A 14,346-nucleotide genomic window follows, 5' to 3' on the forward strand; every position below is an offset into this window, starting at 1 on the left:
CGCAGGGTATTAAACGCGTCCTGAAGCGGGGCTGAGTTGAGCGCTGCGCTGGTGCAGAGCACGAATTCGTCGCTTTTAGCAGCCCATTTGTCGTCCACAAACAGCTTCACTATTGTTCTCAGCGTTGCTTCCGTCAGTGATTGGTAGCGCTTGCACTGGTAGGCCGCGTATTTTCCGGTATTCTTGCGGGCAAAAATATCAATGCCCTGTTGGGCCTGCCCTTTCGTGCCGTATATCTCGCAATTTTCCAGCGCATATTTCGTCTGCACCAAGCGAAGGCACAGCCGCTCGAAATCTTCCCAAGGCAACTGTTCCAGGGGGAGCTCTTGCAGCTTTGTATCCAGCGGGGGTGCTACCGCTGCCGGCGGCACCAACAAATAAGCGGGAATGGATTGCATCGGATAAGTGTCTGCTAAAGCAGCAAAAAAGGAGTGAGCTGGCGGAACATCCAAAGCTACGGAAGTACTGATAGAGCTATTGGCTATACTCCCTGCCACCTATTCGGCCCCGAGCAGTTCAGCTTGACCAGTTAGATAGTTTGTGCATAACAAGGAAGAGCATTTGCCATGTCTTGTGTATTAATGCTAATGTTGCTTCGCACTGCCTACTTGCTGTACTGAGCAGTACTGTTACACTGCCCTTTTCGATGTACATAAGCTGCCCGCTCCTCACGTTACTCCGTGTCGAGCTGATTTCGCCCCTTGGAGCCTAACAGCAGGATGGACACGTAAATGGCAGCCAAGTTCATACCGGGTTTGGTTATGATTTTACCAGTATACATTGCATTGGTTCGGTGGAACGGCACCATCCAATTACTTGCCAGCCGTTAAGCTTACCTTTATTTTTGTAGCTATGGCTCAATCTGACAGAATCGATGAGGGACTACAAGAAGCCATTGCGCTAGGCGAGCGAAATAAGGCGCTGCTTCCCCGGTTACGCAATTGGTGTAGCCACCTGATTATCGAAGACCAACTCAGTGGCATGGTCGCGCAGTTCTACGGTCTGCCCATAAACCTAGCCCTGTATTGCCCCCACGCCACTGGCGAGTTTATGTCGGCTAACCTGGAGATGAATGCCCGCCACTTCATTGAAGAGCAGTGCATCGGGTGTCACTTTCATACCGAGCTCATGCCCCGCAATTTCGGACGGGACGTGTTGGCGCAGCACAAGCAGCGGCAGCGCCAGGCTGAACACGCCGCGCACGAGCACGCAGCACGCCGGGCAGAGCTACAGGCGGAAATTGAGGTGCTGGTGCGCCAAGAGCAGCTGCAGGGGCACATCACGGCGCTCTCCGTAATCAACCTGGTGCAGCAGCTACAAGCCGCAGACGGGCGCGCAAGCACAGCTGCCACCATTCGGGAAGCGGCCGACCTCGTGCCTCAATTCTTCAGTGCTGCTGCCCTTAATTACCTGACCCTATACCTGGAAGGCCCGGTCGGGCCAGTCCTGCTTGCCACTATCCGACAGGTCCTGCTATCTGGTGCCGAATTGCCGGCCTTTGCCTTGGACCAAGTCGTGGCCATAATCCAACGTGGCCATCAGTTGGATGCCGCCGTGGGTGTTTTCACCGCCGCCGTAGCACCGACAGACTTACCGATGCACGGGCCGCTACTCGCCTCTATACTAGCCCACCTGGAGTACGACTACCGGTTGATGCGCGCTGAAGAAGGGGAGGAACTAGCTTATCCACATGTCGTTGAACTCGTCCGCCGCTTCGCCCAGACTGATGCCAGTGCCTGCCAGGAGTTATTGACTGAGCAGGTACGCCTGCCCGAAAAGCGCAGCCGCATCCGGATAATGGGACTATTGCGCGAACTTATTACCACGGCTCCGGACATTGTGCTGCCGCTCACCGATGTTATTGTGCGCGCCCTGGATTTTGCGGAGGATGGCTATGGAGAATCCGCAGACCACGCCACCCGGCACACGCTGGCCCTGCTTTATCGTCACGCTCCAGAGCAGGTACTGGCAGTGCTGCGACAAACGGCTCCCACCCTGTCTACTCCCGGCCAAGTCGAAATTCTGGAGTTCTACGGCCGCGCGTTGCAAGATAGCGACCTGCTGCTACCAGCCCACGCTGCCCTGCTGGCTGAGGAACTGGTGACTGACCTAGCGGCTGGCAGCGGACCGACGCAGGTGCAGGAGGAGCGGCTTCATCTGGTGGTTAAGGCTGCCTGCCGGGCTCCGGCTCATTTTATTCCGCACGTTACGGTCCTGCTAGGAGTCCTGCTGACGGTTGTCAAGGAATTACGAACCCTACGCCGGTACCAGGCTGAGCTGGAATATCCCTCCGTCCCGGCCCCAACTTTTAACCCGCTCCTTGGCAAGCACCCCTTAGAGATACAGAATTTGGATGTCCACCAGCAGCGTCGGGTGAGTGAGGTGGAACGGATGATGTCACAATTGCTCAACGCTGACAGTATCGCCTCACAACCAACTGTACTAGAGGTATTCGCGGGCCTTAACAGTGAGACGGACGGTTTTATTAAGTCCCGTCTAATTAAGGTTTTACGTGACTCTTTACCTGACCCAATTCGCATCAGCGCCATACTTCCCGTCCTATATGCCAGCCTGTTTGATACCGCCCGGGATGTCCGCTGGGAAGCGTTGCGCTTCTTGGAATACTTGCTCGACGAGCAGCCAGCCTGCGTAACGCGGAGTTTGCTGGACGCGGTGAAGGCGCTGCTTCAAGACTCCGATTTGCCTATCCGTGGGCAAGCTATCCAGACTTACGGTGCGCTCATGCGGCAGTATCCCCAGGAGGTAGCGCCGGACCAGCTCAAGGAGGTGATTGCAGCGATTCACAGTCCTACGGTTGCGTTGCACAAAGCAGCAGTTGCTACTGCTCACGCATTGATACCGTTTCTGACCGAATCGCAACGACAGATATTGCTGATGGGCATTCAGGCGTTGGAAGGTGCCTATTACGAAAATCAGGACTTTACCTATAGCCAGGAGTTGGTTCGTACGCTCTTGTGGCTTGTCCGTGATACCAAACCCTTGTTTTTAGAGTTGGCTGAGCGTTATCTGACAAAGTACTGCGCCTGCGAAGAATTTTACACTGCCGAAGACGCCCTTAAACGGCTGACGCGCCTGCTGCCTGAGAATCCGGAATTGCGCCCTGCTTGGTTACCGCAAGCGCTGCAGTATCTGATACGGGTCGAGCCTTCCTACTCCCCTACCGACTTACGCGGGGAATTGCTGGTAGCACTGCACCAGCTTTCCTACGCAGAGTTAGTCGCCCAGCAGTACGAATTAGCCAGGTTTGTCCGAACCCAAATAGCTGCCGGTCATTTTTACGACGCGTTTTCGGTGTATGCTGTATTCGGAGCACAGGGGCTCCACGCCCAGGTGTATGAGCTTACCCAACACCTAGCCCAGGGGTACCCGCCACTAAAGCAACGGAGGGTGTGCGGAGCATAAACCAGACTTTCACCCAATTTGCTCAACTGGAAGATACCGTCGCGACCGGCAGATTGGATGCAGCATATCTTGCCTCATTTCCTTTATGTTAAAGCAGCGCCGCTATAATGACGAATTAGTCAAACTGCAATTGACCATCCGTCGGGAGATGCTTAGTCAGCTATTCCATCTGGATGGCACTCGACTAGCACCCATTCTCGAACGGGAAACGGTAGTTGCGAAGATGCTAAGCCAGCTTGTTGAAGCTACTAAGGACACGACGGACGCGCTATTTTTCATAAATTATCAACTGGTAGTCCGGGCCCTTTATCACCTACTGCGCGGTGCTCATCAGGAGTTGCACGCCGATGCGGGCGCTGAAGCTCAGTTCAAAGCCGTGCGGGCCAACCTGCGTCGCATTCAATTCGCATCGGCCCGCTACCCTGAGCCTTTTCAGGTGCAACTTCTGGGCTTTATAGCGCTGTGTACACCTTCTGGCGACAAGGTAGTGGAGGTGGAGGACGTAGCCCGGGCGTTTTGCCAGTTAGCGTTTCCGACTATCTATACGCTGGAAACGGACCCGCTCGCGGAACTTAAGCAACAGTGGATCAGAGAGGAAGCAAGCGAGGCGCCAGACCTGGAAGAATCGCCGTTGCTGCTGGCAGTGGAGCTTCTGGTCGAGGACGAACCGTGGGCCAGCCCACAGGTGCTGCGTCCAGCCGAAACCTATACTGTGCGCGGCACACTCAAGCCCAACCGCTGGCCTATCGGTTACAACCGGCTAATACTAAAACCGCTGTCTACTACCAGTGGCGCTCTTTACGACCTGGAGATACAGGAGATACGGGTGCTGCCGACCGTCGCCCAGTACGAGATTACCGGGCACATTGCCTTTAAATTTCCGCAAAGCAGTGTGGAGGATACGATGGTGATTCGTCTGCTGGCTTATTACGAGAACGCGCAGGGTGCCCGCCTTATGCCTACAATTGTGGGCTATGACCAATTAGTTGCCCAGGTACTTGACCCTGCCCTTGGCTACTTCCCCACCGGCTTTCGGGCCCTGAATCAGGCCGTTTTCACTATCACCCAAACTATTCGAAAGCAGTTGCCCGACCTGGACCCACAGGAGTTGGGAAACTTTGTTCGGCTGCTCAGTGGCATTGCCAATTACCAAGGATTCTGCTTGCAGCATGGTGTTTATAAAGAACGGGATAGCGTCAGTGAAGACGAGTTCCGGGACGACCTGATTCAACACTTGGTGGGCTTACCCTATATTGGGGAGTACGTCATCAAAGAGGGACATCTGGCTGGGGGACGCGTCGAAATAAGCTTCCATGGCATCATCGCCGAGCTAAAGGCGGAAAAGACTATTGCCGACCGTGGTAAATTACTCAAAAAGTATGGCAAGCAGGCGGCCGCTTACGCGGCCGCCAATACCAAACGTTTATCCATAGTGAGTGTGCTGGATTTGACTAAGAAGCCGCAGGCTCCCGCACCGCCTCAAAACAACATACTGCTGGGAACCCCTGACATGCATGGTTTTGCGGAAACAGAGCCTGCCTTCCCTGCTCGTCAGGTTTTAGTTGTGATAGAAGGCAATACGAGAAAGCCTAGCGACTACAGCTGATAGAGTAAATTTACTGATACTTATTGTCTCGTCCGGCAACAGCTATACATCACCCAGTTGATGTATGACTATAAACGAGCAGGCTCCGCGTAGGAGCAAGAATGCCCATTATGCCATTTCCGTTCGTCAGGAGGCCGTCCGATTGGTCGAGTCGGGCTTGTCGCAACAAGCCGTCCGGCAGCAGTTCGGGGTGGGCCACATGACGCTGCTGGCGTGGCTGGAGCGCTACGGCACGGCCGTATACGCGCAGATGCGCCGCAAACAATTCACCGCCGTCCAGAAGCAGCACATTGCCCGGGAGTTACTCGACGGGCGCCTGAGCGAAGACGAGGCCCTGCTCCAGTACGAGTTGCGCCTGAAAAAGACCTTACGCCAGTGGGTGGCCGCCTACCGGGCCAGCGAGGTATTGCTGCTCACGGCTGAGCCGGACCCGCCCGCCGATACCGGCGCCCCGTTGGCCGCGCAGCTGCGGCAGGCGCAGTGGCAAATCGAAGCCCTGCACACGCTCATCGACCAGGCGGAGGCGACCTATAAGATTGACATCCGAAAAAAGGCTGGTGCCAAGCCGTCGAAATAATGCGCCGGAAGTACCCGCACGTGGGCGTGGGGGTGCTCTGTGGGCTGTTTGGCAAGACCCGAAACGCATTCTACGACCACCAACGCCGGGCCACGGCCCAAGCCCTGCTCGACGGCCTGGTGCTGGCCCTGGTGGCCGACATCCGCGCGGACCTGCCCCGCTTGGGCACGCGCAAGCTCCAGTATTTGCTCGTGCCCCGCCTGGGCGACTACGCGCCCCGCGTGGGCCGGGATTACCTGTTTGCCCTGCTGGCCGGCCACGGCCTGCTCATTCGCTGCCGCAAACGGCGGGTGGTGACCACGCGCACCTGCCTGCCCTTATTTCGGCGACCGAATCTCATCGAGCACCTGACGGTGAGCCGGGCCGAACAAGTCTGGGTCAGCGACATCACCTACGTGCGCCTGCTCAGCGGCTGGAGCTACCTGAGCTTGATTACCGACCTGTGTTCGCACAAAATCGTGGGCGCGTGCCTGCACCCGGACCTCTCGGTGCGCGGCACGCTCGCCGCGCTGCAGCAGGCGCTGGCGGCCCGTACCCAGCCGCACCGGCCGCTGATTCACCACTCCGATCGGGGCCTGCAGTACGCGGCCCGCGAGTACGTGGGCCTGCTCGAAAGCCACGGCGTGGCCCTGAGCATGACCCTGCACGGCGACCCGTACGAAAACGCCGTGGCCGAGCGGGTGAACGGCATTCTGAAAGACGAATTCGGCCTGGGCAGTACGCTGCCCGGCTTTGCGCAGGCCGACGCGCTGGTGACGCGCGCCGTGCGGGTCTATAATGAGTTGCGCCCGCATGGCAGCTGCGACTTCCTGACCCCGAGCCAGGCCCACGAGCAAGAGGGGCCGCTGGTGCGGCGCTGGAAAAACTACTACCAGCCGGTGGCTATTGCTGCTCCTCCCTGACTCGCTGTCCGAGCAGCGGAACGACATCTGATGCTTAACTTCCCTACTTGTAAAGTCCAATCCGGATTACCACCAGGGCCTGTAAAGCGCAGGCCGGATTATCGATTTCATCTGTATAGCTATAGCCGGACGAGACATGCTGGGCACCCGCACCCCGCTGGGGCTGGTCAGCAACATTGCCTCCTGGAACTACCCCATGTCGGTGCTCTTGCACGCGGTGCTGGTGCAGGTGCTGTGCGGCAACGCCGCCATTGCCAAAACGCCGACCGACGGCGGCTTTATCTCGCTGAGCCTGGCCTTTGCCCTGGCTCGGCGCTGCGGCCTGCCCGTCACGCTGGTGAGCGGCGCGGGCGGCGCGCTGAGCGACGTGCTGGTCAAGCACGACGCCGTGGACTGCCTGAGCTTCGTAGGCGGGCGCTACAACGGACGCAACATCGCCGACGCGCTGGCTCAGAACCAGAAGCGCTACCTGCTGGAGATGGAAGGCGTGAACACCTACGGCATCTGGAATTACTCGCAGTGGGACACGCTGGCCGACCAACTCAAAAAGGGCTACGACTACGGCAAGCAGCGCTGCACGGCCTACGTGCGCTTTGTCGTCGAGCGCCGCCTGTTTCCGCAGTTTCTGGAAACCTACACCGCGGCCATTCGCAGCCTAAAAATCGGCAATCCTACCCTGGTCGAGGACGCCGCCGACCCGCTGCCGGCGCTCGCCTTCGGCCCGGTCATCAACCGCGCGCAGGCCGAAGACCTGGACCGCCTTTACGCCGACGCGCTCAAGACCGGGGCCACGCCCGTTTACGATGGCCGGCTCGACGACAGCCTGTTTTTGCCCGGCCAGGACCGGTCGGCCTACCGCGCCCCGCGCGCCCTGGTCGGACTCCCGCGCCAGAGCGAGCTGTACTTCAAGGAGCCCTTTGGCCCCATCGACAGCATCGTGCTCGTGGACCGGGCCGAGGAACTGGTGGGCGAGATGAACATCAGCAACGGCGCCCTGGTCGCGGCCCTGGCTTCGGACGACGAGAAGTGGGCCAAGCGCACGGCTAAAGAGGTACGCGCCTTTAAAGTGGGCATTAACCAGCTGCGTTCGCGCGGCGACCGGGAAGAGGTGTTCGGCGGCCTGGGCGAGTCGTGGAAGGGCGCCTTCGTGGGCGGCCGGCTGCTGGTCGAAGCCGTCACGCAGGGCCCGGTCAGTCAGCCCGTGCTCGGCAATTACAACGACGCCACGCTGCTACCTGCTATGACCTAGGCGGCCGTTTTTTCCGTGCTCAGGGTACGGCCGCCCGCCAGGTGTCCCCTTTAAATTGTGACTTGCGGCCCTCAGAGCGAAGCCGTCAACGCCCGGCTCCCCGCCGAGCACTGGGACGACATGTTGCGGCGGGCCGGCTCGTTTAAATTGGCCTGTTCGTAGCAGCGGGGAGCTAAAATTACCCTAAGCTGTGAGCCGGTTTCTTTCTGGCCCGGTTTGTCGGCCCTGTCCGACACCTCGACGCATTCCAAAACGCCGCCAACACCACAAGGCTAACAAGTTTGGCTTTCTGAGCCCCGTCCGGAACAGCTTAGGGTGATTTTGACCCCTCGCTGCTACGAAAAGGCCGTGGTGAACGCCGACGGCCGCGCCTACGACGTGCCCAACCTCTACATCTCGGACAATTCCACTTTTCCCAGCGCGCTGGGCGCCAACTCGGTCCTGACCAACAGGGCCCTGAGCCCGCGCACCGCCGACCAGTTTCTGGTCGGTGAGCGGCAGCGCAACGCGCCGGAGCGTTCCTACGCCTGATTTTTTTGCCCTACCCCAGTCCGGAATGGAGTAGTCGGCAATTTATCGTCCAGCAAGGCCCGGCTTGTTTTCTCTTTTCCTCGCGGCCGGAGCCCGAGGCCCTCACCACTTTCTTCTTTTTTTATGAACCGTTTGCAGAATAAAGTTGCCGTCATCACGGGTGGCAACAGCGGCATTGGCTTCGCAACCGCGCAGGAATTTATTGTCCAGGGCGCTCATGTCGTCATCACCGGCCGCAACCCGCAGGCCGTGCAAGAGGCCGCTGCCCAACTCGGCAACCAGGCCGTGGGCATCGTCTCCGACACGGCTAGCATGGCCGATGTGCTCAAAATAGCCGACCAGGTGCAAGCTCACCACGCGCGCATTGACGTGCTCTTCGTCAATGCCGGCGTGGCCTTCGTCGCCCCCATCGCCCAAGTAGATGAAGCCTTCTTCGACGAGCAGTTTAACATCAACGTTAAGGGCGCCTACTTCACCATCCAGCAGCTCTTGCCGCTCTTCAACGACCACGGCTCCATCATCCTGAATTCCTCGGTCGCCACTCACCTGGGCGGGGCGGGATCGTCGGTGTACTCGGCCACCAAGGCGGCGCTGACCACCCTCTCGCGCACGCTCTCCACGGAACTGCTCGAGCGCAACATTCGCGTCAACGTCATCAGCCCTGGCCCCATTGTCACGCCCATTATGAGCAAGATGGGCATGTCGGCCGAGCAGCAGGAGCAAGCTACGCAGGCTTATACCCAGCAAGTGCCGATGAAGCGCTACGGCCAGCCCCAGGAAATCGCCACCGTCGCCACCTTTTTCGCCTCCGACGATTCGTCGTTCGTGACGGGTGTTGAGATTATTGCCGCCGGCGGCCTGGGCACGCTGTAAACCCTGGCGCGGGGCTGCGCCCCGCGCCAGGGTTTACAGTAGGCACCTTGGGCTATCGCCTGCGCCCTCCTTCGGACAGCGACAAATGCGGGGCTTGTCCGCACCGTGTGAGCATTGCCTTTCCCTCCTTTGGGCCGTGCGACGCCCCGGCGGCCACGCCGCGTTGGCCTACTGCCTCGGGGGCATTGTTTCCAATCGTCTCCGCAGTTGTCCGTCCGCACGGGCCGATGTCCCAAGCTTTCGCCTTGCCTTGTCAGCATGCTGGTTAGCAGGTCTTCTTGCGCGGGTTCGACGGGCGGCATCAAAGCGACCGCACGAGGAGGCGGGGATACTTTCGCACACCTCCCAGGAAAGTAATAATGGGTATTGCTTGTCCAGCAGGGCATTAGTGGGAAAAGGCGCAGGCTTGAATAGCTTGTTTATTCTATGTAGCAATGAGCGTCTACCAGTTCGTCAGCCGCGTTGACGCGCTCTACACCGCGCTGCTCGAAGCCAGCGGGCCGGAGGACCCAGTGGCCCATGCCGCCATTGCGGCCATGGAACTGCTCCAGTCCTTGCGGACCGCTCCGCTGAACGCCGCGCAGGACCTGCAGCGGCATCGCTTGGTCATGGTGTACCCCCTTCCTGACGGCGGGCGCGGTTTCCGATGCCCAGCGCCGGCAGTGGCCGAAGGAAGCCCGTGACTATCTCATTCGGCTGTAGTGCAGGTGCAGGTTTGAGCTAGCAAGGCCGTAAGGTCGATTAGAGCAACGGCAGATGTTGGAGCGTTGATCAGGATGGACGACTTTCACAGCCAGCTGTGTTACTTTCCGCATCAAGCGCACAAACAATCGCTAAATGCTCACGATGCACGGTTTACTATTGTAAAGTTTTAGAATAGCTAGTTATAAAGTGCAGCAACACCCCACAACTGACCGGCAACGTGGCCGATGAGGTCCATATCAAAGGTGACCAGATCCTGAGCGCTTAACAACGACCAGAAACAGCAGGCCGTTGAACACGAGTTCGCGCTCTTCAAACAAGAAATTAATGCTCTCCGCCAACAGTTGGTAATGGCAGAAGCCCTGCTTTCAACGAAATGACCACTTACCTCCTGCATGGGAGGTAGAACCGACCAAATTCATCGCAACGCACATCTTCATCCATTTTCTCTGCCAATATGCTGTTTTTTACCCGGGTTGAACTCCATGGCGTTTTGCCAGCCGAATCCCAAGCCATTTACGACACCTTGCACGACAAAATGCTACAACAGGGTTACCGAACAACCGTAGATTCCACAACTTTGGGCGCTGTAGGTAACTATCAATGGCCTAGTGGCATGTATTGCGGCACCTCTCAATCCCTAACTGCCGCGCAGGCGCGTCAGTTTGCGGATAATGCTGTAGCCCACACAGGCGTGGGCCCAACAAAACGGCAAAAAGTTAGTATTCACGCACGAGAGTCTAACTATCCTTTGCCATAGTTGGTCGGGGGTAGGGCTAACAAAAGTTTAACAATCGTTTTGATTCGCCCACCACGTCTACCCTCGCCCTAATAAGCCATCTCCCTGAACCTAGCCCGGTGCCTGAAGGAAGAAGATAGGGTCCACCGAGCGGCACCGTGCCCGCTCCCCACCACCCCTTACAGTAGTCCTTTCCTCACCCTCCCCGGCCCTCCCGCCCGAGCATACATCAACTCCCATCTACCCCATGGACCTTGCTTGTTTACAAGAAAACTACCACGCCCTGCTCGCCTTACGCAACAAGGTGCTGGTGCTGGCCAAGCCCCTGCGCCGTGACGTGCCCTCCATCAGCGACTATACCGTGCTGGCCTACGGGCACCTCCAGCAACTCCCAAAGCTGGAAAATCCTCTGTACCAGCCCCACGTCACGGCCGTGACGCGGCTGCAACGCCTGCTGGCAGTGGGGCCGACCAGGCTCAACTCCTGCTTCACGACCCACAAGCCCAAGCTGCTGGCAGCGCTCAATTGCTACCTGGGTTGCCTGAGCCGGCATTTGGAGCAACAAAAGAATTCCGCCGTCGCTCCGCGGGACTAAATGCTCTGAAATCTTTTTATCCATTTTTGCATCAAACAGGCTAATTTTTAGAGATATAGTCTCCCATATCCGACTGGATGAGGTCAACATCGACACGTCTGCCGAGGCCCGCAGCTAGAGCCGAGTGCTCATGTTCAACGCAGCGCAACTGCGCGAGGTCGTGTGGGCTGTCGGCGGCAAGGTACCCGATGGGTCCATTCACCTGCAGCATGAATCGGGACGCAATGATTAACCCTGGCCGCGCATCTACAAAAATCATTTAACCACCTTATAATAAGTAATAAAAAGCACATTTTCCCACTGCGCAAGAACCTTTTTATACCCTTGTTTCCCTGATTCGGGGGCGGCCTTTTGTCACTTCAGAAACTGAAGGGGATTAGTACTTAAATAGCTGAGGGTTTGGCACTAAAGTGACCCTTTTGTGGGTTTTGTGCTAATTAAAACCTTTTAAAATAGCGCTCCGTTGGATTAGCATCCCCGCTCTTGGCGAGCTTCGCCTCCTGCAGCCCGGCTGCCTAGCTTAGACCACCTCAATTCTCGGCCGTGGGAGCCGCGTTGCACGTTTTTTCGTTTCTTTTTTTCTTCGCGCACGCTTTCACTAGCAGGTCTTGCAAGACGTCCAAGAGGCTTTCCCATCGCCGCGGCCAGCGCCACGAGTACATTCACTGACAGGCGGCCCGGATTCCTCCGAGCTTCGGTAAGCGAGGCGGCGCGGATGCGCATCGCGGTGCACTGCTCGCGCGCCGTAAACTTAACCTTGCCGTTCGCCCTCGGCTACCGAAGGCCGGGGAGCCGGGCCGTCGCCGGGCCCTGCCGCGAACCCAGAGCGTCCGCGGCAGGGCCCGGCGACGGCCCGAACGGGCGAGGGCTGGCGGACCCGAATTATACCCTGGGGGCCGATGAGTTGAGGTGGTCTAGGGGAGCCGGACAGAAAAAGACGTGTATTTCTTCTGTTATGACAGCCGAAAAGAACGGGCCGTCGCCCGACCAACGACGCAAGTACGACGAGGTTTTTAAGGCCGAGGCCCTGCGCCTGGCGTCGGAAAGCCGGGGCACGCAGGCCGCGGCCCGGCAGTTGAGTCGTACCCGGTAGGACATCAGCCCCAAGCTCCTCTACCGCTGGCAGCATGCGCAGCTCGTGGCCGAGGTGGGCAGCCAAGAAGTGGCCCGCGACCCGGAGGTGCGCGCCCTGCGCGCGGGCAACAAGCGGCTGGCGCAGGAGCTCGACATGTTAAATACAGCCTTGGCCAGTGCCTGCTTAATGCGCAGGCTCGCCCAGCCGACCCCCGTGAGCACCTACCAGCACATCGCTCGGCAGGCCGCCCGCGTGCCGGTCCGTCAGCGCTGCCAGGTGCTGCGCGTGGCCCTGGCCGCCTACTAAGCGTGGCAGCGCCGCCGGCAGCAGCCGGTGGACGAGCCGGCTTGGCAAGTGGCGGTGCGTGAAGCGTTTGGGCGGCACAGCCAGCGCTACGGCACGCGCCGGCTGCGCGTCGAAGTGCAGGCCCAAGGCCACGCGGCGGCCGTGGGCGCATCCGATGCGTGCTCAAGGCCCATGGGCTGCGGGCCCTCCGGGTACGACCCAGCAGCCCCGCTCGTTCGTGCCGCACACCACGGACTCGGACCCGGCCGTGCGCGCCGCGCCAACCGCTTGCTGGGCCAACCCGCCCCCACGGCCCCGAACCGGATCTGGGTGGGTCGTACCCGGTAGGGCGACATCACCTATTTGCCGCGTCAGGACGGCGGCTGGCTCTACCTAGCCGTCTGGCTCGACAGCTGCTCGCGCAAGGTCGTGGGCTGGGACGTGCGCGACACGATGCGCGAAGACTTGGTCAGCGAAGCGCTGCGCCGTGCCCTGATCGTGCGCCGGCCCCCGGCCAGACTCATTGTGCACTCCGACCAAGGCAGTCAGTACACGGCCACCCGCTTCAAGGCCTTGCTCACTCGCCACGGTGCGCAACAAAGCATGAGTCGACGCGGCAACTGCTATGATAATGCCCACGCCGAGTCTTTTTGAAACCGCTTTAAAGCCGAACTGCTTGACGGCGGCAGCTTCCCGGGCTTGGCACACGCGCGACTTCATCTATGCCTGGCGGGCCTACCCGCAGGTACTGCCGGCCCCGGCCCAAGTCGTGGGCAAACCGGGTAAATGGTTGAGGTACTCAAAGGCAGACTGCGCCACTGATGTGGAGTACTCGTGCAGCGCTCGCGCTCGTTCAACAAGTACCCAACCAGCGACCACCGCATCAAAATAGCTATTGAGCAGAATATTTTAAAAATCACCCTTCATTAACCCCATTACTAAACAGAATCAATCAATCAAACTCATCAAAATCATAGAAGGCTGTAATATTCCAAATGATCATTATCATAGAAAAAGCGTTTAAGTTAAGCATAACTGCAATCCCTACATGCATAGCTATTACAGAGTAAAGCATGTATTTACGAATTTTGACATAATAGATTAATGGATAAGCTAATTCCAATAAAACAGTTATTATACCTCCAGCCACGAGCAGTAAGGGGTAATTGCTTATTGAATCTATAAGTTCAAAAGAGCTTTTAGATGAATTGAAATGCAAAGCAGTTAGCATTTTTTCACCATTCCACCAGCCCAATCCATCAAAAGCTTTGGATAACCCTGAAAACACATAAACTACGCACAAAGTCACCCTCAGCACTTTTCTTAAGAAGTATGACTCTTTACCTGCATTCTTGTTTCTGGAAAAAAAATATTGGTCCAAAGAGAGCCCTCTATGCACACTAAACAAGCTGCAAAACAATAAGGAGTTTGACATAAATATGTCGTAGCCATTAGTTACAAGCTCTTGACCAAAAAATAAGCAGTAGTTGCATATAAACGCAAATACCGCAGCAGGCCTTGTTAGTATACCCAACAACAACATTAACAAAGAAATTACATAAGTATATTTCAAATATAAAAATGTGTTGTTGTTCCCTACCGAACTATAGGCAAAGTCATAAAAATCTTTAACGGTTGTATCCAGTTTTCCTATTCCTGCGGACATTAAGTCTAAAGGGATAATGTGACCGGAGAAAATTTTATCAAAATCTTGTCCATAACTGACTATCTGAGTCAAACATAGAAAGGATACCCCTATTCTGAAGAAAGAGGTGAACCCAATTCTAGA

13 protein-coding genes and 2 pseudogenes are annotated in these 14,346 nt (G+C 57.6%); 13 read left to right on the forward strand and 2 right to left on the reverse strand.

Translation table 11 applies throughout. The annotated features are described in order from the left end of the window. Nucleotides 1-5: 5 nt before the first annotated feature. A pseudogene (locus tag BMZ66_RS26470) lies at nt 6-398 on the reverse strand (restriction endonuclease); the annotation flags it as partial. Between the two features lie 454 nt (nt 399-852). Between BMZ66_RS26470 and BMZ66_RS21825 the strand changes: the two are divergent. The 13 genes and pseudogenes from BMZ66_RS21825 to BMZ66_RS21885 form a co-directional block, all read left to right on the forward strand. Then, entirely contained in the window at nt 853-3,423 is a 2,571-nt protein-coding gene (locus BMZ66_RS21825; RefSeq protein ID WP_092678421.1) for a hypothetical protein, read from the forward strand. A gap of 85 nt (nt 3,424-3,508) precedes the next feature. Continuing rightward, a complete protein-coding gene (locus BMZ66_RS21830; protein WP_092678423.1) occupies nt 3,509-5,029 on the forward strand; it encodes a hypothetical protein in 1,521 nt (506 codons plus the stop codon). A 64-nt stretch (nt 5,030-5,093) separates the two neighbouring features. Continuing rightward, on the forward strand, nt 5,094-5,606 hold the full coding sequence (locus BMZ66_RS21835; protein WP_092678425.1) for an IS630 transposase-related protein: 513 nt from the start codon (nt 5,094-5,096) through the stop codon (nt 5,604-5,606). Continuing rightward, nucleotides 5,606-6,508, forward strand: a complete 903-nt coding sequence (locus BMZ66_RS21840) for an IS3 family transposase (protein ID WP_092678427.1) — start codon at nt 5,606-5,608, stop codon at nt 6,506-6,508. Before BMZ66_RS21835 ends, BMZ66_RS21840 begins: the two co-directional genes overlap by 1 nt. Nucleotides 6,509-6,644: 136 nt before the next feature. After that, complete coding sequence (locus BMZ66_RS21845) at nt 6,645-7,757, forward strand: aldehyde dehydrogenase family protein (RefSeq protein WP_234795203.1); 1,113 nt, start codon at nt 6,645-6,647, stop codon at nt 7,755-7,757. 321 nt (nt 7,758-8,078) lie between these two features. Next, the gene (locus BMZ66_RS21850) at nt 8,079-8,288 is read left to right on the forward strand and encodes a GMC oxidoreductase (protein WP_369407612.1); all 210 of its coding nucleotides are present in this window, start codon (nt 8,079-8,081) and stop codon (nt 8,286-8,288) included. Nucleotides 8,289-8,411: 123 nt separating this feature from the next. Beyond that, nucleotides 8,412-9,161 (forward strand): SDR family oxidoreductase, encoded by a 750-nt coding sequence (locus BMZ66_RS21855; RefSeq protein WP_092678431.1) that lies wholly within the window; start codon nt 8,412-8,414, stop codon nt 9,159-9,161. A 434-nt stretch (nt 9,162-9,595) separates the two neighbouring features. After that, nucleotides 9,596-9,844, forward strand: coding sequence for a hypothetical protein (locus BMZ66_RS21860; RefSeq protein WP_092678433.1), 249 nt, complete (start codon nt 9,596-9,598; stop codon nt 9,842-9,844). Nucleotides 9,845-10,320: 476 nt separating this feature from the next. Continuing rightward, nucleotides 10,321-10,623 carry a hypothetical protein gene (locus BMZ66_RS25280; protein ID WP_143080345.1) on the forward strand — a complete coding sequence of 101 codons (303 nt, stop codon included), beginning with the start codon at nt 10,321-10,323 and terminating at the stop codon, nt 10,621-10,623. A gap of 226 nt (nt 10,624-10,849) precedes the next feature. Beyond that, on the forward strand, nt 10,850-11,197 hold the full coding sequence (locus BMZ66_RS21865) for a hypothetical protein (protein WP_092678435.1): 348 nt from the start codon (nt 10,850-10,852) through the stop codon (nt 11,195-11,197). Nucleotides 11,198-12,152: 955 nt separating this feature from the next. Next, nucleotides 12,153-12,290 (forward strand): hypothetical protein, encoded by a 138-nt coding sequence (locus BMZ66_RS25630; RefSeq protein ID WP_177204849.1) that lies wholly within the window; start codon nt 12,153-12,155, stop codon nt 12,288-12,290. Nucleotides 12,291-12,344: 54 nt separating this feature from the next. Beyond that, entirely contained in the window at nt 12,345-12,578 is a 234-nt protein-coding gene (locus BMZ66_RS21875; protein ID WP_143080346.1) for a hypothetical protein, read from the forward strand. A 327-nt stretch (nt 12,579-12,905) separates the two neighbouring features. After that, nucleotides 12,906-13,208 (forward strand): annotated as a pseudogene (locus BMZ66_RS21885) (DDE-type integrase/transposase/recombinase); the annotation flags it as partial. 301 nt (nt 13,209-13,509) lie between these two features. Here BMZ66_RS21885 and BMZ66_RS21890 read toward each other — a convergent pair. Further along, the gene (locus tag BMZ66_RS21890) at nt 13,510-14,295 is read right to left on the reverse strand and encodes an HTTM domain-containing protein (protein WP_143080347.1); all 786 of its coding nucleotides are present in this window, start codon (nt 14,293-14,295) and stop codon (nt 13,510-13,512) included. Nucleotides 14,296-14,346 lie beyond the last annotated feature (51 nt).

It is taken from the genome of Hymenobacter arizonensis, from assembly GCF_900115775.1.
Classification (GTDB): Bacteria; Bacteroidota; Bacteroidia; order Cytophagales; family Hymenobacteraceae; genus Hymenobacter; species Hymenobacter arizonensis.